The organism is Flavobacterium alkalisoli, from assembly GCF_008000935.1.
GTDB classification, from domain to species: domain Bacteria; phylum Bacteroidota; class Bacteroidia; order Flavobacteriales; family Flavobacteriaceae; genus Flavobacterium; species Flavobacterium alkalisoli.
This window is the reverse complement of the sequence record NZ_CP042831.1, coordinates 2139173-2161788: the sequence shown is the minus strand read 5'-3', so window position 1 is coordinate 2161788 and position 22616 is coordinate 2139173. Positions and strand designations below refer to the sequence as shown.

Annotated in this window: 14 protein-coding genes; 4 read left to right on the top strand and 10 right to left on the bottom strand. The window is 35.8% G+C overall.

Annotation, left to right across the window (positions count from 1 at the left end; translation table 11 throughout):
* Positions 1 to 13: 13 nt before the first annotated feature.
* From FUA48_RS09615 to FUA48_RS09605, 3 genes are read right to left on the bottom strand one after another with little or no spacing between them, the layout of a single operon-like run.
* Positions 14 to 2536, bottom strand: coding sequence for a TonB-dependent receptor plug domain-containing protein (locus tag FUA48_RS09615; protein ID WP_147583334.1), 2523 nt, complete (start codon positions 2534 to 2536; stop codon positions 14 to 16).
* Between the two features lie 4 nt (positions 2537 to 2540).
* The gene (locus tag FUA48_RS09610) at positions 2541 to 3431 is read right to left on the bottom strand and encodes a FecR family protein (RefSeq protein ID WP_147583333.1); all 891 of its coding nucleotides are present in this window, start codon (positions 3429 to 3431) and stop codon (positions 2541 to 2543) included.
* Positions 3432 to 3476: 45 nt separating this feature from the next.
* The gene (locus tag FUA48_RS09605; protein WP_147583332.1) at positions 3477 to 3992 is read right to left on the bottom strand and encodes an RNA polymerase sigma factor; all 516 of its coding nucleotides are present in this window, start codon (positions 3990 to 3992) and stop codon (positions 3477 to 3479) included.
* An 83-nt stretch (positions 3993 to 4075) separates the two neighbouring features.
* Here FUA48_RS09605 and FUA48_RS09600 point away from each other — a divergent pair, with 83 nt between their 5' ends.
* From FUA48_RS09600 to FUA48_RS09585, 4 genes are all read left to right on the top strand, one after another.
* Positions 4076 to 5104, top strand: a complete 1029-nt coding sequence (locus tag FUA48_RS09600) for a hypothetical protein (protein WP_147583331.1) — start codon at positions 4076 to 4078, stop codon at positions 5102 to 5104.
* Between the two features lie 107 nt (positions 5105 to 5211).
* The gene (locus FUA48_RS09595; protein WP_147583330.1) at positions 5212 to 5685 is read left to right on the top strand and encodes a hypothetical protein; all 474 of its coding nucleotides are present in this window, start codon (positions 5212 to 5214) and stop codon (positions 5683 to 5685) included.
* A gap of 43 nt (positions 5686 to 5728) precedes the next feature.
* Positions 5729 to 6412: a hypothetical protein gene (locus tag FUA48_RS09590; RefSeq protein WP_147583329.1), complete on the top strand. Its 684-nt coding sequence runs from the start codon at positions 5729 to 5731 to the stop codon at positions 6410 to 6412.
* Positions 6413 to 6856: 444 nt separating this feature from the next.
* Positions 6857 to 9016 (top strand): TIM-barrel domain-containing protein, encoded by a 2160-nt coding sequence (locus FUA48_RS09585; RefSeq protein WP_147583328.1) that lies wholly within the window; start codon positions 6857 to 6859, stop codon positions 9014 to 9016.
* Positions 9017 to 9081: 65 nt separating this feature from the next.
* On the opposite strand, the gene FUA48_RS09580 is transcribed toward FUA48_RS09585, so the two are convergent.
* The 7 genes from FUA48_RS09580 to FUA48_RS09550 are packed head-to-tail and all read right to left on the bottom strand — an operon-like array spanning position 9082 to position 22398.
* The gene (locus FUA48_RS09580; protein ID WP_147583327.1) at positions 9082 to 10227 is read right to left on the bottom strand and encodes an MFS transporter; all 1146 of its coding nucleotides are present in this window, start codon (positions 10225 to 10227) and stop codon (positions 9082 to 9084) included.
* 17 nt (positions 10228 to 10244) lie between these two features.
* Positions 10245 to 12593, bottom strand: coding sequence for a GH92 family glycosyl hydrolase (locus FUA48_RS09575; RefSeq protein WP_147583326.1), 2349 nt, complete (start codon positions 12591 to 12593; stop codon positions 10245 to 10247).
* 28 nt (positions 12594 to 12621) lie between these two features.
* Entirely contained in the window at positions 12622 to 13812 is a 1191-nt protein-coding gene (locus FUA48_RS09570) for a glycoside hydrolase family 76 protein (protein WP_147583325.1), read from the bottom strand.
* 10 nt (positions 13813 to 13822) lie between these two features.
* On the bottom strand, positions 13823 to 15010 hold the full coding sequence (locus FUA48_RS09565; protein WP_147583324.1) for a SusE domain-containing protein: 1188 nt from the start codon (positions 15008 to 15010) through the stop codon (positions 13823 to 13825).
* A 12-nt stretch (positions 15011 to 15022) separates the two neighbouring features.
* Positions 15023 to 16600: a RagB/SusD family nutrient uptake outer membrane protein gene (locus FUA48_RS09560; protein WP_147583323.1), complete on the bottom strand. Its 1578-nt coding sequence runs from the start codon at positions 16598 to 16600 to the stop codon at positions 15023 to 15025.
* Positions 16601 to 16611: 11 nt separating this feature from the next.
* On the bottom strand, positions 16612 to 19674 hold the full coding sequence (locus tag FUA48_RS09555; RefSeq protein WP_205729402.1) for a SusC/RagA family TonB-linked outer membrane protein: 3063 nt from the start codon (positions 19672 to 19674) through the stop codon (positions 16612 to 16614).
* A 42-nt stretch (positions 19675 to 19716) separates the two neighbouring features.
* Positions 19717 to 22398 (bottom strand): ROK family protein, encoded by a 2682-nt coding sequence (locus tag FUA48_RS09550; protein ID WP_147583322.1) that lies wholly within the window; start codon positions 22396 to 22398, stop codon positions 19717 to 19719.
* Between the last annotated feature and the right edge of the window lie 218 nt (positions 22399 to 22616).

The window sequence follows — 22616 nt, the reverse complement described above, 5'->3', positions numbered from 1 at the left end:
CCAAAGAGTCATATTACAATATAAGCTTTAGCCCCAGATTAGTTGTAAACCCTATAGAGTAAATATTTACGCTTTCTATATTATTATTTTGTTTGTTTATCCTGTAATACCTGTTTAAGATATTTTGTCTGTTAAGTAAATTAGTGACAGCTCCATTTAGAGAAAAATCTGATTTACCAATTTTCCAGTTTTTAGAGAATGACAGATTTACCTGAAAATAATCATTTAGTTCCTTACTGTTTGGGTGTTTATATTCTATAACCGAATTAGCCGGATTTTCAGTATCTATACTATAACCATCCGGCTCTGTTACTACCTTACCTGTATGCCATTTACAACCTATGCCAATTTTATAGTTGTTCCATTCATACACTGTAGCAGCAGATATGGCATTACTAATAGAATAGTTATTTCTAAATTGGGGCGGAACATACCCTATAAAATTATACTCGTTATTATTATAAGTATATGAAAGCCAGTTATAAAAACGCCAAATCTTTTTTTGAAATAAAAATTCTCCTCCAAAAACAGTATAACTTCCTGTAGTATCTAAGAACTCAAATTGATTTTGAAATCCCTGACTATTACTACTGATACCTTCTGTCTTTTTATAAAAAGGCTCTATGGTTAACAGTAAATCTTTATAATTATACGTTAGCGCAACAGAACTCTGCCAACTTATTTGCAACGGAGTTTCGGTGTCATTTGCCAACACCCAACGACGCTTTTCTATACCTAAAAAATCCTGTTGCAAATCTATTATTTGAGACATTGACTGACTCTTGCGTTCGCCAAGCACTTCAATCCTGAACTTTTCATTAAGTAATTTACCAAGAGACAGTCTTGGCTCAGTAATTATTTTTCCTGTTTTGGAATAGCTGTTAACCCTTACACCTACTTTTGTGTAAATATCACTGTACTTACTTTTAAACTGTACTTCTGCTACACCACTATTAGTAACATTAACCTCTTTACTTCTTTTTGAAAATTCAGGATCATTTATCCTGTCAAGATTTATTATACTGGTTTCGTTTATCTCGTAACCTACTGCTACACCAAATTGTTGTGAACCCGAAAATGTATAGCCCACACTAAGGTCTTTTGTAAAAATCCTATTCTTCTGAAAGGTTTCCTGATAATTTTCTATAGCTTCATTTTCGGCCTCCACATCATACCATGAAAAATTTCCTTTTACAAAACTCTTATGTTTTAAATTCCAATCAGAATTAAAAGCAATAGAAGCCCCGAAGTTTTGCTGTATAAGATGTACTTCTCTTTGTGCTACAGGTGTTTTTTGTTTGATTTCCAAAAAATTATGAATCCCTATCCCATTAACTGTTAGTGTATGAAGGCTGTCTATTTGCCTGTTGTATTGTAATGAAAAATCATAAAAATAAAAATTGTCATCACTTTTAACCGGTAAGTCAGAGTTTTGTGCTACATCTGTAATAGTTGTATTTTGAAACACTCTTTCCCTGTAACTTTTATAAGTAGGTGTCTCTAAACCATCAGTATATGATCTTCTTCCTGAAACCTGTATGTCGCTTTTTGTATCGATATTCACTTTTGTAAAAAATGAAGCGCTTATCATATCGGCATTAAAGGCAGTATAAAAACCCGGAGCAAAAGGTGTAGATGAAGTTATATCGACCGTTGAGGAAACACTTTCACCATAAAAAGCTGAAGTGCCATTTTTATATATGGTTATACTTGTTGACGGTAAAGGATTAAAAGGCGATATCAGTCCGAAAAAATGTCCTGTCTGGTATATTCTTATCCCATTCCATAAAAAAAGGTTTTGATCATGAGTTCCTCCCCTTACGCTTATGTTAGATACTGTTTCATCAATACTGGCTATTCCCGGTATTTGTAACATAGTTTGAAGCACATCGGGCTCGGTAAGGCCTGGTAGCAAACCAAACTTACGGGGTTTTAGAACAAGTTCTCCAAATTCTTTTTTAGTGATACCTAATGTAAGATACCTCTCTGCAATAACCTCATTAAGTTGTAATATAATGGGGGTTAAAAATATTTTCGGACAATCGGAAACATAAAGATCTTGCGGATTAATTATTTTAGGCTCATACCCCAAATGGTTAATACTTATTAAATTAGGAGTAAGTACCGGAATAGAAAAAAAACCATTTATTCCTGAGGCTAAAGAAGTGGTGCTTCCTTCTATACTTATTTGAGCATTTTCAATTCCCTGCCCTGTTTCTTTATCCAATAAATAACCACATAAAGGTTTATCCATCCCAACATCATTAAAAACAGAATAATATTTATCGTTTACTGCTTCTATTCTGAGTCGTGTATGCTTCTCAATATATTTTAGTTTTTCGCTTAAAGATAATTTACTGTCTGGCGGGCTAATTCTATATACTATAAGCTCCTCATCAATCTTATTAAAACTGATATTATATTCCCTGCCTATAGCATCCAGTATTTCACTAAGCGGTTTCTTCCTGTCATCCTGTGCAGCACATAGGATAGGAAAAAGGAAAAGAATGAAAAACAGAAACCGTTTATTAAACAAAATTTTATGGCTTTAAGATAATAATATTGTCTTTTTTCTCTGCTTTAAGGTGATAATTAAGTTCTAATATCTTAATAACAGTCTCAATATCATCTCCCGGTAAAGTACCCGAAAATAACTGAGATGAATTTGCTTTGTTCTCAATGGATATATTATAATGTCTTTCTATTTCAGCAATAACGGCAACTAAACTTTCCTTGTGGAATACAAGTTCATTATGCAGCCATGACGGATCTGTTTTTTCCATATTCAGTACTCCGCTATAAACATCATCTTCATAATAAAGTCCCTGAGACGGCTTTAAAACTACTTCTTTTCCTTCTTTAATGACCTTTACACTACCCTCAAAACAGGTAACTTCAAGCCTCTTCCCCCTTGCTTTAACATTAAATTGCGTACCTAATACCTGTACTGTACCTAAAGATGTAATTACAGAAAACTTTTCTCCTTTTGCTACCTTAAAATAAGCCTCACCGGTTAATTCAACTTTTCTGTTGTTATCCCATGACCATTTATTATAACTCAAGGCTGAACCTGAATTTAAAACAACCTCCGAAGCATCGGGTAGGTTTAAGGCGAAGGTTTTACCACTATGGGCCTCTTCATGTGTATCCTGAACAGTAAATACAAATCCTACTCCTAGCATAATTAATATAACTGCAGCAGCAGTAAACCAGTATCTTCTATATAATGGTATTGTTTTAGTTATTGTTTTTGGCTGGCTTAAAACCTCTGTTAGTATTTCCTCTTCATTAAAATAAGGAGACTGCAGGTTGTCAAGGTTTTCTTTTATGCGAACCAAGGTAGTATAGTTGGGTAACTTTTTAAGTTCTTCCAGTTCCTCTGTATTAAGTTCGCCTGACAGCCATTTTGCCAATCGGGTATCTTCTTTCATAAAATATGCTTTATATAAATTGAGACAAAAGTGGTTATAAAAACCCTACCTGAAATTTTCAATTTTTTCACTTAGTGCCACTAAAGCACCGTGTATTCTTTTTTCTACAGCTTTAACACTAATTCCTAACATCTCAGCTATCTCTCTGTATTTTTTACCTTCTACCCTATGTAACAGTAGTGCTGTTCGTTGTGCTTCAGTAAGTTCAGAAAGTGCTTTTTCAAATTTTTTCCTGAATTCTTCCTCCTCCATTAGATAGTCTGGTGCCTGATAATCTGTTTCTTTAGCAGGATTATTTTTAGTGTAGGCCATTATCACTTTCTTATTAGCCGTATGATTTAGCGCACTGTTTTTTGCCACCGTATAAATAAATGATTTTGGATGACGGACATCTGCACAATTTTGCCATAGCTTTATAAAAGCCTCCTGAGTAATATCATCTGCCAAATCTCCGTCTCCAAACTTATAATATAGGTAGTTTCTTAAGGATCGGGCATGGGTTTTGAAAAAACCTGTAAAAAAAATTTTATCGCAAATACCTTGTTTTTCAGGCTCTTTCATAAAAAAATAAAATTAATTTTGGGGTGAAATTAATAAAATTTGTCATTGATGGTAGGGTGAAGTTAAAAAATTTTGTCTTATCTATGAAAACACTCAAAAACATGAAGAATTTATTGATTGTTGTGATATTAAGTTTAGTAAGCTTTGGTTGCGAGAAGGAAGAGTTGACCGTTTCAACTCCTCCCGAAAACAATCTTGTAACTAATTTGACCTTAAGAAATAAATTATCACGAATAACACAATATGAAACATCTGTAGATAATATTATAGATAATACTAACTGCTTTACTGTAAATTTCCCTTACACCATAACAGTAAATAATCAAACTTTAACGCTTCAGGATGAAAGCGATTATCAAACAATTAAAAACATTATTGATGAAGATGATAGTGACAACGATGTTGTAACCTTTAGTTTTCCAATTACAGTAACTTATTATGATTATTCAGTACAAACCTTTGTTAATATTCAGGAATTTAACACGGCTATAGCAGGTTGTGTTTCTTCACAGGAATTGGCCTGTATGCAGTTTAATTATCCGGTAGGAATAAAAACTTATGATAGCCAAAACCTTTTAGCCGAGACATTCAGCATAGGAAGCAAAAAAGCTTTATTTGAACTATTAAACGAGTTAGATAATTATGATGCCGTAACCTTTAATTATCCTTTATTATTTATAACTCCTAACAACGCTACTGTTATCCTTACTAACAATCAGGAACTTGATACTACCATTAATAATTTCATCTCAGACTGTAATACTGTTATCGATCCTGATCCTGATTTTAACGACATTATAACCCAAGGAAGCTGGTATGTTTCTTATTTCTTTAGGGATACAGATCAAACAGATGATTATGAAATATATGATTTTGTTTTTAATGGTGACGGAACAGTATCTGTTACTGGTGAATCCTCTCCTATTGGAGGGACATGGGTTAGCTTTAACGACGATTCAGAATTAAAAGTGGTATTTGTCTTCAGCAGCTCTAATCTTGAAGAGTTACAGGAAGACTGGACAATAACTGAAGTCACCCAAAATGTTGTAAAAATGGAACATATAAGCGGTGGCGGAGATGATATAAGAAAACTGCACTTTACGAAGAACTAATCTAAAAAGACATATTACAAAAACACTATGCAATACAGTAAAGTATTGTACAGGGGGCTTTCATGCCTAATTTAAATCAAATTATTATTAACTAAATATTTTTTATCATGAAAAAGTTATCATTTTATTTACTAACGGCAGGACTTTTATTATCGTTAAATTCCTGTACATCAGACGACAGTCCGTCATCGGTTTCAGCAGATCCTCAACCTGTTATTAATACAGCTATTTCCGGAGAATGGGTAGTAACCTATTACTTTGACGATACCGATGAAACCGCTCATTTTAATGGTTACACTTTTACTTTTAGTGCAAATAACGTTCTAACTGCTACTAATGGAACCAATACCTATACAGGATCCTGGTCGGTTACCAATGACCATTCAGGTGATGATGATGACAGCGGGCATCATGACGACAGCAATGATCTTGATTTTAATATCAGTTTCTCTTCACCTGCAAATTTTGCTGAATTAACAGATGACTGGGATATTATTTCTTATTCTGCAAATAAAATTCAGCTTATAGATATAAGTGGCGGTAATGGTGGGACTGACTATCTTACTTTCGAAAAAAATTAATCATCAAACGAACAGTTATTAAAAATCAATCAAAAATCAATCAATGAAGAATACTGTAAAACTGCTTTTTTTAGCAATATTATTAATACATGTAAAACTTACAGCACAAACTACAATGGAGCCTGCCTGGAATTATATGGCGGATGAAACAAACGGTGATTATGCCATAGATTTTTGGGTAAACCCATTAGGTGATAGTTATACTTTAGGAAATATTGGTCAGGTAGCGGGCAGTAATCACAGTGATGCCATTATGTTTGTTAAAACTGATAGTAGCGGAGAAGAAATATGGCGAAACATATTATATGCGGTAACAACAGATTGGCAATTGTTTGCAAGAAGTGTTGTAGGTGATGAGGCCGGAAACGTTTTTGTGGTTTACAATGAAAGGTATAAATACACTGAAATGACTAATAACAGGATTGTTGTAACTAAATTTTCCCCGAATGGAAACCAATTATGGTCTCAATATTATACGGAGCAACAAAACGGTCCCATTGAAGAGATAAATCATCGCTCAGCTATTTATAAAAACGGGATTCTGTATTTTACAGGTATATCAACCGATGTTGAGCCATCTGCAACCTTAGACGGACTTATTGTAAAAATAGATGGTAACAATGGAGAGTTAATATCTAAGTTGGTTTTTAACAGTCAATATAACAGGCTTGCTAATTTCTGCATCGGGGTAAATAGCCAATATGTCACTATAAAATTACAATCTTGAAATTCCTTTGCAATCTTAACACACCATAAAATCATCTTAAAATCTAATTCCTATTAAGCCGAAAGCCTTACCAATACTATCAAATCTTTGATAAAGGTGTTCTAAAATTGTCCGGGCAAGTTCACAAATGCCTTTTGCAACTTGCTAGAGGCATTTTTTGTATAAATGATAGAATAGATTCAACATTGAATAAATCGTAAATTCTTAGTTTATTAAAATAGTTATATTGATAATTCATAGTGTTCGATTTCCTGTAAAGATTATCTTTACTCAGTCTTTACTCCTACAGAAATTACTACATATAAATCAATATTTCATTAAACTCATAAAGGCCATGCTACGATATAAAATATCTTCTAACTAGGTTAAAATTGAATTTAGTAAATCGTTTTAGTAATTAATTATGTTTACATATATTTGGTACTTATATAATAAATTATCCTAATGACTAGAAATAAATATTATTGCATCTTTTTTCTGTTTTATAGTATCTTATCATTTTCTCAAAATATTCCTATTAACAAAAAATCATTAGTTGGTAATGGTATTGCTGAGTTTATACCGCAAGGTTTTGATAAGAAAAAAACACCCTCATTAATATTGCAAAGTGAACCTGTTAACAATACTAGTCTCCCTGAAAACTGGAGACTAGTACCAGAATTTACTTTAACAGCCGATAAAGTAAGTGCAAGCCTTGTATTAGAAGACAGTGTTAGTTTATATGGTGGAGGTGAAGTAACAGGACCACTATTGCGAAATGATCAATCAATTAAACTTTGGAATACAGATACCGGAGCATACAGTGTTGAAAATGGTAAAAGACTTTATCAAACACATCCTTGGGTTATGGGTGTTCGCGCCGATGGGACAGCTTTCGGTATATTGTTTGACAGCACGTGGAAAGCTGAACTTATTACAAATTCTGATAAAATAATATACAATTCAGAAGGTGCACTATTTAGGGTATATGTAATAGATCGTGATTCTCCACAAGCTGTAATGAAAGGCCTGGCAGAACTTATTGGTACAATTAAAATGCCTGCCCGATGGACATTGGGATATCATCAATGCAGATTTTCTTATGACTCAGAAGAGCGTGTAATTCAGATAGCAGACACATTCAGGCTAAAAAAAATTCCATGTGATGTAATTTGGATGGATATTGATTACATGGATGGATACAGAGTTTTTACATTCGATAAAAAAAGATTCCCTGATCCTAAAAGTCTTAATGATAAATTACACCAAAAAGGTTTCAAAGCTGTTTACATGATTGATCCCGGAGTAAAGGTAGATGAGAATTACCATATTTACCAGTCGGGCTCTAAAAACGATATATGGGTTAAAAATCCGGATGGTACCGAATACCATGGAAAAGTATGGCCCGGTGATTGTACTTTTCCCGACTTTACAACGCCTCAAACCAGATTATGGTGGGCAGATCTTTATAAAGATTTTCTTCACACAGGTATTGATGGAGTTTGGAACGACATGAATGAACCTGCAATAAATGACAACGAACTACCTGAAAATTTGCGCTTAGGAACTATGCCTTATGATACTCCCCACAGAGGAGGTGATAATTTACCTGCAGGCTCACATTTGTTGTATCATAATGCATATGGAAGATTGATGGTAGAGGCATCTTATAATGGTATTATAAATGCGAATCCTAATAAAAGGCCATTTCTACTTACCAGAGCTAATCTTTTAGGGGGACAACGCTATGCTGCAACATGGACCGGTGATAATTATGCCAGTTGGGAACACTTAAAACTATCTGTACCAATGTCTTTAACTCTGGGGCTTTCAGGACAACCTTTTAACGGTCCGGATATTGGTGGCTTTTTAGGCAATACTAGTGGTGATTTGTGGGCTAATTGGCTTGGGTTTGGAGCATTTATGCCCTTTGCCAGGGGACATGCCTGTGCTGGTACAAATAATAAAGAACCATGGGCATATGGAGAAGATATTGAAAGATCTTCAAGAATTGCATTAGAGAGACGCTATCGTATACTCCCCTACTTATATACTTTATTCTATAATTCGCACAAAACGGGATTACCTGTAATGGCTCCTGTTTTTTTTGCAGATAGTAAAGACTTAAAACTTAGGGCTGAAGAACAAGTATTTTTATTAGGTAAAGACTTATTAGTAATTCCTTCGTTTGCAAAAGATCCGGCATTACCTTCGGGTATATGGGAAGAATTTAGTTTGGTTAATGGTGATTTAGAGGATACTTATCAGGCTAAAATAAAGATTAGAGGAGGAAGTATATTACCTGTAGGCAAAATTATTCAGAATACTACCGAAAACTCTTTTGACCCTCTCACTCTTATTGTCTGTCTTGACGAGAATGGTAAGGCTTTAGGTGAACTTTATATAGATGAAGGTGATAACTGGAATTTTGAAAATGGTGAATTTAGTTTGATTGAATTCACTGCTCAGAAAAAGGGTAAAAAAGTATTTGTTGAAGTAGGTAATAAAAAAGGAAATATGAATACTGATACTATTATCCGTAATATTCATGTACAAGTTATAATGAACAATAAAGTTTATAACGGTAGTGGCACCCTAAAAGATATTATAAAAGTAAAATTATAATAAGATAAGATAAGATAAAGGCTCTGTTGTCTGTTTCATATTAAGACAACAGAGCCTTTAGTTTTTTAGTTAAGTTTAAAAGAACAAAAACTTAAATACACAACACAAACTAAAAGTATAAGTAATGCACCTTGTTGTGAACCAGAAATCTGTCCGGCTGTTCCCATTAGTGGTGGTATTATAGCCCCCCCTGCAACACCGGTTATCATAAGACCGGATATCTCATTAGTCTTATTTGGATTTATTTTTATTGCAATGGTATAAATCACTGCAAAAATACTGGAAGAGCCAAACGCAATAATACAAACAGATAACAGTATTAAAGATTGACTATTCACAATAAACAGGCTTATTAGTGCCAATAGCACTAAAAACATATTAAACTTAAAAAATGTCCTTTCAGATAATTTAGTTAATAGTAAAACACCGCAAAACGTTCCTATAGTCCTGGCCGCAAAATACCAGCTTGAGCCATAAGCGGCTTCTTCTTTTATTAGTCCTATTCGCTCCATTAATAGCTTAGGCGTTACAATGTTCATTCCTACATCAAGACCTACAATGCATAAAATACCAATAAAAGCAAGCATGATTCTGGTATCTTTTAACAGGGAAAGCGTTTCAATAAGGCCTGAAACATTATTTTCACTGCGACTCTCTTTAATTCTTGTAAAAAATAACCAAAGCATTACCATTAATGTAATTGCACTGTATATATAAAAACTCTTTTCCCAAGAGGCATATTTCAATGAAAAATAGCCTACAATTATTGGTCCTAAAAAAGATGAAATAGCTTTTATAAATTGCCCTAAAGTCACATAACTTCCTAATTTATTTGGGTTTACAACATTTGCCAGCAAAGGATTAAGGGAAACCTGTAAAAAAGTATTGCCTATTCCTAATAATACAAATGTTATGTAGCAGGTAATTTCACTAAACTGAATTAGAGGGATTAATGTAGCTGCAAAGGTTATTATAAGCCCGGTTAAAACGATTTTTTTTTGCCCATGCTTATCCATTGCAATAGCGGCAGGTATTGAAAGTATAAAAAACCATAAAAAAACCAGTGATGGCAAAAAGCCTGCCTGAGATTCGCTCCATTGAAACTGTGATTGGGCATAAGTAACCGAAATACCCACCAAGTCACAAAATCCCATTATAAAGAATCCAAATAATATTGGAAAAAGCTTAAGTGATGATAACTCTTTTTGCATCAAAAAATATTATAAAATTATTGTGACCATTTTTCAGAATGTGATTTTCCCACCTTTAATTTTAAGGTTCCTCCATTTGCTATTTGCTGTAATGGTATAGAAAGCTGGTTTAAAGGTGCGCCATTTAAATCAGCATCCTGTAGGTATATATTTTCTTTAGAATTATTAGCAACATCTATAACAAAGTTGCCCCTTTTTAATTCTTTTGGCAGTTTTATAGTCACTTTATCAAACAGAGGGCTCCCTATCTGGAATGACGGATTTACATCAGTAAGGCCTTTTACATCAAAAAGACCTATAGACGACATTACATACCAGGCACCTAATTGTCCCTGATCTTCATCCTGCCCGTAACCATACCCGTGTACACCTTCTGTTCCATAAAACTCATCACAGATAGCATGAACCCATTTTTGAGTTAGATACGGTTTGCCTGAAAAATTAAAAAGCCATGAAATATGAAGGTTAGGTTGATTACCATGATTGTATAATGCAGAAAGTCCTGCAAAAGCATCTATTGTAGTTCCCCCTCCAAAAATATTTTTTTGTGAAGATTCAAATATATTATTAAGCCTTTCGTTAAAAGTATCTTTTCCTAACGTCTGTACAAGCTCCTTTACTGCATGAGGCACGTAAAAGGTGTATTGCCAAGCATTACCTTCCTGAAAACCTCTCCAGGGTTGTAAAGGATCAAAATTATCAACAAATTTTCCCTCAGCATTTTTAGGCCTTATAAATTTAGTTTCGTTATCATATAAAAGCTTCCAGCCATTAGATAACCCCATTAGTTTGTTATAATCGTCACTTTTACCTAAAGCCTTAGCAAACTGAGCTACTGCATAGGCACTGTAAGAGTACTCCAGAGTGTGTGATGCCGAAAAGCCAGAACCATTTGCATAAGTGTTGAAGCCGACATCATCTAACTGCGGAACATAACCTAACTCTATAAACTGTTTCACATCCATTTTGCCGGCTCCTTCAATACGGTTTTGCCATCCAAGCTCATTTTTCAATGCTGCCGCATAAGCTGTTTCAATATCAAAATTCCTTATCCCTGAGTTGTAAGCAGATGCTATTGCCAAACCTGTAAAATTTGTCCCAACTCCTGATACGTATTTACTGCTTGCAATACCATCACCTAACCATCCTGCATCTTTATATACTAGCAGTTGTCCCTGTACCCAATCAGCATAATACTCAGGATATGCAAGTGCCCAAAGCTGTGTGAGGTTCCAAAAGCCACCCCATATAGCATCTGTATTATAATAATTATAAAGAGGTTTTCCTTTGGCATCAAGTGGTATTTGTCCTACTTGCCCATTATTCATAGGGTACGCCCCGTTTACATCACTACCTACTCCCCTGCCTAATAAAGCATGGTAAAGCCCTGTGTAAAACTTAATTTTATCCTTCTCGCTTTTACCTTCTACTGTAATCCTGCCAAGCTGTTCATTCCATATCTTTAGGTTTTGCTTTTTAGCCTTATCAAAACCAAGTTTTTTTGCTTCCGATTCCAGGTTGTTTCGTGCATTGTCAATTGAAGTAAGTGACAAACCTATTTTCACGGTTACAGTTTCATTTTCCTGTGTATCAAACACAAGGTAAACTCCCGCACCTTCCCCACTTGTGGTTTTTACTCCCGGTTTAATATCATTATGATTAAACACTCCAAAATCCTTAAATTTTTTATCTACCACTGCACTAAAATACATACGTACATCAGCTCCGTTCTGATATTTCTTAACATATTCAGGGGTAGTAATAACATAGCCTTCAATTCTGCCATCAGCTGTCAATGTTACCTTAGCATCTTTTACTGCACCGCTTTCACCCTGCCTGTTTCCAATGTCAAAAATAATATTAGACTGTCCTGATTTTGGGAAAGTATATCGCTGAAAACCTACGCGTTTTGTAGCTGTTAATTCTGCCTTTACATTATAATCTTTTAATAGTACCGAATAATACCCTGAAGTAGCATACTCGTCCTTCCTGTCAAATCGGGAGCGGTAACCTGCATCAGGATTTTCTAACGGACCGGGTACTGTTTGCAATTGCCCTACAGATGGTGCCACAACAATACCACCTATCTGAAACTCATGAAGGCATGCAAATCCTTCTATAGATGTATCCCTGTCATCATAACCTGTAGCTTCCCATCCTTGGGCATTACCTAAATGTGCATTAGTAGATGGGCCAAGCTTTGCCATACCAAAAGGAGCGGAAGCCGGTGTATAGAAAAACCAACGGCTGTGTGCCGTACCTATATTTGGGTCTACATAATCGGAAAGTTTTTGCCTTTTTTCCTGACCAAATACTGTTATAAAACTAATTAAAGCTATAGATATACTTAAAGTTTTATTTATCATAATTAAAATATTAATACAGGTTTATTAGTTACTGTTGCTCTCCCTTAAGAATAGCAATTCTTCCATACATCTCTACTAAACCTGCCTGTTGAAGCAACCATTTATCCCTACCCGGGTTTTGTCCGGCCCAATCTTCATAGAAAAGATCATACTCGTTACGTGCATTGTTCCATGCATAATCCGCATTTTGTATAAATACATTTACATAAGTTTGTGCTGTCTGGTCATATTGAAGCAGGTCCAAATATCCTCTAAAAAGACATACATTAAACCATGAATCATGTGCAGGGAAAAACAATTGCGAATTTACAGTTCTTGTAAAATGAGAATAAGTAGATGCTGCTATAGTTCTGGCTCTGTCAAGATAAACCTCCTCACCTGTTATTTCATATAGAAGAACATTGTTAGTAATCATAGCCCCGCTATTATACGTCCACTTTGTTGTATTCACAAAATTATTACTTACTCTTATATCATTCCAAAAAAGATTGTCTACCGGATCCTGAATATACTCATTAAGCCAGTTATATAATCTCATTGCAAACTGAAGGTATTGTTCCTCATCAGTATGTTCATAAAGCCTTAGCAGGTATGTTACCGAGAAAGCTGTAGAACTTACGGCTTTCATACATAATTCACTCTCAGGATTATTCCTGTTTTGCTCGCTCCAGTATAACCCTCCACCTGTACTATTATCTTCTCCTGTAAGACTGAATTGTGCAATTTCCTTTGCACGGTTAAGATATGCCACATTATTTGTAATCTCATAGTTCTCTATCAGATCAATGGCAATAATAGCGTTATCATCATAAAAACGGTCATCCTGGCTGTATTGTACAGGAAAGGCAGCATAGGCTGACGGTGTACGCTGGGTATCATAATAGCCTTCAAGAGCCACATAAGAGTGATTAAGCTCAGGATCATCAAAGCCTAATGCTACTAGCTGATTTACTCCCGACAAAAGACCATCTAAAGACCATAAGTAAGAACACTCTCTGTCTCCCGGTTGTACCGGAAAGTTTTCACGATAATAGCCAGTACTGTTTATCTTGTAATATTGCTGAATAAGATCGAATGTCTGCTTAGCCTTTTCGCTATAGGTTATTGTCTCTTCCGGTTCTGTGTTCCCGCCGTTTGTAAGACCAGTATCTTCGTTCTCCTGGCATGATATATGCAAAGAGACAAAAAACATAAAGCAGGTTATATATAGATATTTCATAATTATAATTTTAGTATACTGTAATAGAGTGTTTATAATCTTGTGATGGCGACATATCAATAATTACATCTGCAGTTTTGTCTTCAGAGCCTACCGGCAGCTTATACATACCTGTCCAGTCCTGGTTTTGACCCGGACTAGGTATATCTGCAAGATTATAGACATTGTAATATTCCTCAGGTTCAGATGTACCGTCCGGCTGTACATTAAAGGCTGTAAGACCAGAAATATTAGATCCGTTCATGGCATCATTATGGTAGCTGCCCCATATCTCAAGTCCATTATTTGTAGTTACCCAAAAACGGTAACGTTCCTCAGGGTAACCCCAGTCATGAAAATAAGGTAATGCAATACCGGAAACAGAGAATTTATGATTTCCTTCGTAAACTAAATCTCCCAGATTATATTGCCAGGTTCTTACCATCTGGATATTTTGGATTTCGGTATACGAAATTGTTAAGAGGTTAAAATCTACCACTATCCTATATGCATTTCCGGTACCTGTAACCGGTATATCAGCCTCACCGTCAGCTTCAATAAGTTTGTTATTTACACCCAGCTGATAATAAGTCCTGTCTTCATCTAATGAATTACAAAGCTTAATATTCCCGTCATTAAGTGATGCTATTATTTCAAACGTACCATCAGCAATCATTTTACATTGCATGGCTGTACTAAAACTATCAGCTTCAAAACCCTCACCATATATAAATAATGTTGCCGGTATATCGCTAATTCCCGCAGGGCGCTTAAGTCTTAATAAATTTACCTGCTCAGTTACCTTACTCTCGCCTCCCTGAGAAGCTATTACTGTCCATTTAACCTCACCTTCAGAGTCTACTCCTATACCTGCATCTCGGGCAATCGAAACAAGTTGTCCAGAGGTTAGGGAAAGGTAATTTTGACTGCCTCCCCCGGCAGATCTAATACGGAAGAAAGGATTTGAAAAATCGCCGGAAGGGATATCAAAAACCACTTCATAAAGCACTACACCACCATATTTAGATTCAGAAGCGGTCCATTCAAAAACAGTTGGCGCCGTATTTTCAAGATCAATAGCAATATAATGATTATCTACTGGTGTTATAAGCTCTGTAGGAGCTTCAAAACCAACCTGTAATGCATAATCATCATCGCCGCACGATGCAAAAAGAAACATCGTTGCAAGACTAAGTAAACTATAATAAATATTTCTCATAACTTTCGATTTTTACCAATTAGGATTTTGTGAAATATTAGAATTTAAATCGCGTTCGGCCTGTGGCACGGGCCATAAATAGTGCTTAGCAGGATCAAATATCCTGTTCTCTACCCTTACATAGCCATCATCAACAGCATCTTCATCTGTTTTCATACCATGTACCCAGCCGTTAAGTTTTTCTTCCGCATTTTTCCATCGTCTTAGATCCATAAGTCTTAATCCTTCCATAGCCAGTTCAGATCTTCGCTCACGTCTTATAATTTCAATAAGAGCTGATCCAGATACGGCTGGGTAATCAAGAGCGTTGTCATTTGTAAAACCGGCACGTGCACGTAATTTTCTTATGGTCATATCCCATTCATTCTGTCCAAACTGTCCTAATTCAGCTTTAGCCTCTGCGTACATAAGGAGTATGTCTGCATAACGTATAAGAATTAAGTTAGACCCCGAATTAACTAAGTTACGGGCTGTCTTATCATAAAATTTAGCAACGTAATAACCTGTTGGTGTTGAGTTTGAAGCATAATGAATTGCATCCGGACCTGTACCTAATGCAGTTTGAATGGTGGTAAAGGTTCCGTCAGGATTTTCAAGTTGTGATTCATGCCTAATAATTGTTGCATCCAGTCTCGGATCTCTGTTACTATAAGGGTCAAGTTCGTTGTAGGAAGGATCTGCTATGGTATTTCCGTTAAGCATTATATAATCGTCTACAAGCTCCTGTGTTGGAGATATTGCAGCAAAACCACCCAAAGATGGAGGGATAAGGAAATACTGTATGTTGTGCTCCCTGTTAAGAGGCATAAACTCTACATTAAGTAATACTTCTATATTATCCTTATTCTCAGGTTTAAACAGGCCGGAATAGCTATTAAATAAATCTACGTTACCTGCTTCACCGTTTATTATATCTTCACAAACAGCACTCACTTCATTCCAGCGCTCCTCACAAAGCAATACTCGTGCTTTAAGCCCCATAGCAGCACCTTTTGTAATACGACCTTTATCGGTATCAGGATAAGAGGTAGGCAGCCCCATTGCAGTATCAAGTTCATCCAGTATAAACTGTAACACTTCCTGTTTTGGAGATCTGTATATAGTCATAGATTCCTCTATGCTAATTTGTTGTGTAACAAGCGGCACATCTCCAAAATTATTCATCAGTATAAAATAATGATAGGCTCTTATAACCCTGGCTTCAGCTCTGTAACGTTCTTTAAGCTCATTACTAAGTCCCGCCACATTTTCAACATTGTCAAGAAGTATATTACAACGTCTGATTCCTGCAAATCGTGCATTCCATACTTCTCTTACAAGTGGTGCAGATGCATCATAACTACCATTCGCAATATCCCTTACTAACGATCCGTTATTACTTCTTGTATACGAATTGTCTGATAAAGATTCATTAAATATAAACTGTTCTGCTCCATAAAGATCCGGATAGCAGCTATTAAGGGCTGCCAATGCATCTTCGGGCTTATCCCAGAATGTGATATCCGACTCCCTGTCTACAAGCGGGGTATCTAAACTTTCGCAGCCTGTTATCATCATGATAAATAAGGCTATGATAAGATAATTTCTCATTTGTAAATTTTTTAAAAGTTAACATTTAGTCCTACTGCCCATACTTTGGTTACCGGATATACCCTTCCGTTACTGGCATCGCCTGAATTAATTTCAGGATCGTAACCTGCCTTAAGTTTAGTAAGTGTTAGCAGGTTTTGGCCCGTTATATAAGCCCTAAGCCTGTTTATTCCTATTTGTTGTGTAATTTCTTTTGGAATTGTAAAACCTAACTGTAAATTTTTAAGCCTTGCATAAGCGGCGTTTTGTATCCAAAAGTCAGATCTTGCAGCATTGTTTGCCGATTCTGCACCTACAGTAAGACGTGGATATGAAGCATCAGGATTCGCTGGTGTCCAGCGGTCAATATGATAATCCATCACCGGCCCTTCGTTGTTGTTATGGAATGCTTCTACGCCTTCTCCGCGTATCCACATGCTTCTCTTTCCTACTCCCTGTATAAAGAAGCTGAAGTCAAGTCCTTTCCATTGAGCGCTATAAGTAAAACCATAATTATATCTTGGGAAAGGGTTTCCTAATATAAAGCGGTCGTCTTCCTCTCTTATCACTCCGTCCCCATTCCTGTCTACATATCTCAAATCTCCTGGCTTGGCACCTGCTGCATTAAAGTTTTGCTGAGGTCCATTAGCCACTTCTTCTGCATTTTGATAAATACCGTCAGTCATTAAGCCATAGTATGAATTAATAGGAAAACCTTCTCTAAGTATAGTTACCACATCGGTACCACCTATCAGCGTCCTGCCACCATCATCAGTAACCTCATTCACATTGTCAGCAAGGTTAGCTGTAATGGAATGATTTACTTTACCTGTATCAAAGCGATAATTTACAGCTATCTCATAACCTGAGTTATTGATTGATCCAACATTTTGTACCGGAGAACCGGCACCATAAATTCCCGGAACCGGTAAATTACTAACCAACACATTTTTAGAGTCTTTACTATATACGTCAAAAGTAAAGTTCAGCCTGTTATTAAAAAATCCGGCATCAATACCAAAATCAAGTGTTTCGCTCGTTTCCCAGCTAATGTCGCGGTTAGCTACACTAAAATAAGCTCCGTTCGCTAGATTATCGTTAAATGAATAAGCTTGGGTATTTACAGTAATGGTACTTAAGTACTGGTAAAGTCCAATGTCCTGATTACCTACCTGTCCCCATGAAGCTCTTAATTTAAGATTACTAAGAAATCCTGCTGTAGCCTGCATAAAGTTCTCCTGAGATATACGCCATCCTGCAGAGAAAGAAGGGAATATCCCCCAACGATTATCCGAAGCAAAACGTGAAGAGCCATCGGCACGCAAGTTACCTTCAAAAAGATATTTATCTTTATAAGAATAATTAAGTCTTCCAAAATAAGATTGAATACTCCATTCTTCAGCACTACCATAAGTATTGCTCTCATCCGTGTATGTACCGTTTGATAAAACTCCAAACTCATTGCCCGGAATTCCGATTTTTCTTGCCTGGAACCATCTTCTCTCACTACTTTCCTGCGATACTCCTAACAAACCGATAAAAGAATGGTTTTCACCAATATTCTTTGTATAATTCAGAGTTACTGTTGAATTAAGTAATACTGTTTTGTCAAAACGATCCATAACAGAACTCTCCAAGTCTCCACCTCCCAAATAAGGCGCATAATCTATAGATTTCCTAAATTCATGGGTATTATTATCTGAAACATTTGCTCCGAAAAAGCCTTTAAGCTTAAGATCTTTTACAATACTCCACTCAGCACTAAGGCTTCCAGAAAAATTATCAACTTCATAAGTTCTCATCCCTCCGTTAGTAAGTCTTGCAAGTGCATTAGAGTTACTACCGCTTGGTAATGTAAAGTTACCTTCTTCGTCCCTTATATTATAAATCACAGGCATTCTGGTAGCCTGTTCTATAAGCCAATTTGTCCAGTAGGCGTGCTCATTTACAGTAGAACCATTATAAAATCCTGTCGCTACAATGTTTAGATTATCAAATAGTTTTGAACTTATATTTAGCCTTGCATTATTTCTTTTTAATCCATAAGCGTCATTACCTTCAAAAAGGCTCCTTTGATTTAAGTGTCCTACAGATAAATGATAAGTAGTTCTATCTCCTCCACCCTGTACAGCAATATTATGTGATTCCTGAGGGGCTGACTTCCTGTATATTTCTTCCAGCCATATCGTTCCTTTACCCAATGCTCTGAATTCATTGATCTCCTGAGGAGAATATCGGGCAGGTAAACCTGAATTTACTAAAGCTTCATTTCGCAATTCGGCATATTCCCATGCCTGAGCATATTTTGGCATATTGGTTGCTTCCTGAAAACCATATAAGTAATCGTAGGAAATACTTGTTTTCCCAGCCTTACCTTTCTTAGTAGTAATTAGTATCACCCCATTAGCAGCCCTTGAACCATATATGGCTGTAGATGATGCATCCTTAAGTACCGAAACTGTCTCTATATCATTGGGGTTAATATTATCTATACTTCCTATAAGTCCATCTATAAGTACCAGAGGGTATGTATTTGACTGAAAAGTACCTATACCACGAATATTAATTACCGAACCCTGGCCCGGCTCATTACTACCCTGCTGTATTACGAGCCCCGGGGTTGTCCCCTGTAAAGCCTGTGCAGCGCTTGTTACGGGTCGGTTCTCAAAAACATCAGAATCAACTGTACTGATGGCCGATGTTATACTGTTTCTTTTTTGAGTAGCATAACCTACAATAACAACTTCCTGTAAAGAGTTTATTTCCTCCTTAAGTACAAAATCTATTGTATTTCTTCCATTTACCTGCTGCTCCTGAGTACCATAACCTATAAAGGATACAACAAGTATGGCATCATCAGGTGCTTTTATGGTATAGACCCCGTTTAAATCACTCACCACTGCATTAGTAGTACCTTTTACAGCTACTGTTGCTCCAATGATAGTTTCGCTGGTTGTTGAATCTGATATTACACCTGTAATGGTGGTTTGCGCATACATACCAGTATTAAAAATTAATGCAATGAGTATGGCAAGTTTTAATCCGGTTCGTTTTTCGATCCGGGAAAACAGTCTGCTTTTTTCGTGTTTTCTCATAATTTCATACTTATGTGTTAGTTGTTTATCGGTAAGGGTAGATTATTTTACAAAAGCTTTAACCAGCAGGACGGGTATATCGCTTAAATTTTTAATGGTGTAACTCTCTGCTGCTGCAGGTACTACAAATGTTTCGGCATAATTAAAAATCTGCGAAATACCGTTTTGTGTAGTAATTTCTATTTTTGAACCTTCCACTAACATCCATACATGACATTTGTTGTTGGTGTTGATTGTAACCTCGCGTGTTATATTATAGCGGTGCACATCATAAAAATGGTCCTTATGTGTAGGCAAGTGTTCTATTGTATAGTTATTCTCTTGCTTTATAATATATGGCTTGGATATCAGTTCTTTTTCAACTGTATCACCGCTTCTGTTAAAGTTGACATTTGCCATACCCCTGTCAATATTTATAGGACGTGGCTTACCATCCAAATCAAGACGAAGCCAGTCATACATCTTAAAAGTGAAAATATAGGGTGCGCTACTTATTTCAAGTACCATGTTATTGCTACCTGAAGCATGTATAGTTCCGTGCGGAATTAAGAAAAGGTCATGCTTATTTGCCTCGAATTTTTGAATATATCTGTCTACATCCAACTCTACTGATTTTTCCTGGCTGTGTTTCAACGCGTGTTCAAAATCCAGAGGTTCAACACCATCTTTAAATCCTAAATAAACTTCGGCATCACCTTTACAGTCAAGAATATAATAAGTCTCATCCTGAGTAAATGGCATACCGAATTCCTGTTTTATATATTGCGGAGAGGGGTGGCATTGAATTGATAAATTTCCTCCGTCAAAAGTATCCAGAAAGTCAAATCGTATAGGGAAATCATGTTTAAAGGTTTCGGCACAATCCCCAAGAATGTTTTTGTAGTTATTAAACATTATAGTGTCAAACGAAACTTCCAGAATAAAACCATCACTTTCAAGTAACAGTCCGTTCTCAAGAACCATCAGTTCAAAAGACCATGCAAGGTTTTCAACATTAGTGTTAAGACCTTCAAGATGGTCTTTCATCCAACTACCTCCCCAAGCACCAGGTTCAAACCAGGGCCTTGGCCTGAAAACATTAGATGCCATTGCAGTAAGTCCGGCTCTTAGGTCTTCTCCTTCCATAAAAAGAATATTATCCGGTCTTTGTCCGTCTATAATAAAGTCTATGTTAGGAAGTAAATACTCTTTATGTTTATTAAGAACTACCCAATCAATAAAAAAGAATCTTTTATAGGTGCTTTTGTTATCGGTAAGAACTTCCATTCCTAAATTACCTGCCCTTCCTGCCCTGGCTCTGAACTGAAGTTCATTTTTAGGAAGGTCTATATATAATATGGGAGCATCCCAACCTGTTAATGCGGCACCGGGCCCAACAACAATATTAATATCTACCGATGGGTCCTTAACTATCTTAGAAAGTTTGTCTTTATCAAACCAGTCTGATAATGTTTTGTCGGTAATCTTACCAAACAAAGGGTCATCACCACCCAGATAAGGCTCTAACATTCCATTAATCTCATCAGCCGGCTTCATAGCAGCATCAACATGAAACCATCTTGCACTTTTACCTATTTGAGCCAGTTCCTTATCTATAGATTTTATAATATCATCCCAAAATATTCCCTGATAGCCATCTATTACAATACTTGAAGATTGCGATATCAATTGAGCAAGATTTTCATAACCCTCTTTAATTTTACCTTTTCCAATATTAAAAGCCGGATAGGCATCATAGGCTATTTCGCTACTTTCTTCTTTCTTTTCAGGAATTAAAAACTGTTCTGTTTTTCTTACTGTTTTATTTTTTGATATTTCTTTTTCCTGCTTGTTTTTAACGTATGCTACAGCCCCAATTATTGCTGCCTTATCCCACAGTTCACAAATTTTTACATCTAAACTATTCTCTGAATTCAGCTTACCTAAAAACTTGTCCATAAATAAAGGCGCTGCCTTAGCTATACCGCCTCCTAAAACTATTCGTTCCGGTTTGAATGAGTTTACCCAAGGCTTCATAAAATCTGCAAAATTCTCTGCAAACAAATCAAATAAGCCAAGTGCTTTCAGGTCATTCTCATTTGCCAGTTTAGCAATAGCCTCTACACTGGCAATATTTTCATTATTAATCTCATTCCACTGTTTAACAAACCAGCGAGTAGAGAAAAAGTCGTCAGCAATACCATCTTTAAAAGGAATATCATATAAATAACCATTAGAAGGAACACCTTCTTCCGAATGATCCTGCATTATGCCATCAACAAGGAATGTACTACCAAAACCTGTCCCAAGGGTCATTATTATACTTTTTGAACTGTTAACGGCTGCGCCCCTTACATATTCACCTACTGCAAAACTCTCGGCATCATTAATGAAATAAACCGGAGTTCCGTCAGCAATTTTTTGTAATTCCTGTTTAACATTAAGCCCAAACAAAGCGTCATATTTTTGAACGCCATAAATTTTAGAAATACCATTTTCATAATCGAAGGGACCCGGCATTGCGACTCCTACTCCTAGTATACTTTCAAAATTGCTGAGATTACAGTTACTCATCACAACTGAAAAGAGCTCTTCACAGCGTTTAAAAAACTCTGAACATGAGCTGTTAGAGTCATGAACAGCCTTATGATAAGATTCTATGATTAATTCTCCTGTTTTTGCATTTATCAATGCTCCTGAGATATGTGAACCACCAACATCGATACCTAAATAATAAAGTGACATATAATTTATTTTAAAATACACATATGTACATATGTATGTACAATAACGTTATAGCAAATTAAAGAAAAGCATTTATGATAACAAAATAATAACTTAATTTTTGTTAAAAATTAATTACATTTGCCTATATAAAAAACAGAAAAAGCCACATAAAGTTTGTATTTATAAAGTTTAAAGCCTACATTAATGATAATTTAAAAAATAAATAATTATCAAAT

Excerpts from the sequence above, each read along its gene's own strand:
- FUA48_RS09610 (WP_147583333.1), bottom strand. The coding sequence starts at position 3,431 with ATGAAAGAAGATACCCGATTGGCAAAATGGCTGTCAGGCGAACTTAAT.
- FUA48_RS09605 (WP_147583332.1), bottom strand. The coding sequence starts at position 3,992 with ATGAAAGAGCCTGAAAAACAAGGTATTTGCGATAAAATTTTTTTTACA.
- FUA48_RS09600 (WP_147583331.1), top strand. The coding sequence starts at position 4,076 with ATGAAAACACTCAAAAACATGAAGAATTTATTGATTGTTGTGATATTA.
- FUA48_RS09595 (WP_147583330.1), top strand. The coding sequence starts at position 5,212 with ATGAAAAAGTTATCATTTTATTTACTAACGGCAGGACTTTTATTATCG.
- FUA48_RS09590 (WP_147583329.1), top strand. The coding sequence starts at position 5,729 with ATGAAGAATACTGTAAAACTGCTTTTTTTAGCAATATTATTAATACAT.
- FUA48_RS09585 (WP_147583328.1), top strand. The coding sequence starts at position 6,857 with ATGACTAGAAATAAATATTATTGCATCTTTTTTCTGTTTTATAGTATC.
- FUA48_RS09580 (WP_147583327.1), bottom strand. The coding sequence starts at position 10,227 with ATGCAAAAAGAGTTATCATCACTTAAGCTTTTTCCAATATTATTTGGA.
- FUA48_RS09575 (WP_147583326.1), bottom strand. The coding sequence starts at position 12,593 with ATGATAAATAAAACTTTAAGTATATCTATAGCTTTAATTAGTTTTATA.
- FUA48_RS09570 (WP_147583325.1), bottom strand. The coding sequence starts at position 13,812 with ATGAAATATCTATATATAACCTGCTTTATGTTTTTTGTCTCTTTGCAT.
- FUA48_RS09565 (WP_147583324.1), bottom strand. The coding sequence starts at position 15,010 with ATGAGAAATATTTATTATAGTTTACTTAGTCTTGCAACGATGTTTCTT.
- FUA48_RS09560 (WP_147583323.1), bottom strand. The coding sequence starts at position 16,600 with ATGAGAAATTATCTTATCATAGCCTTATTTATCATGATGATAACAGGC.
- FUA48_RS09555 (WP_205729402.1), bottom strand. The coding sequence starts at position 19,674 with ATGAGAAAACACGAAAAAAGCAGACTGTTTTCCCGGATCGAAAAACGA.
- FUA48_RS09550 (WP_147583322.1), bottom strand. The coding sequence starts at position 22,398 with ATGTCACTTTATTATTTAGGTATCGATGTTGGTGGTTCACATATCTCA.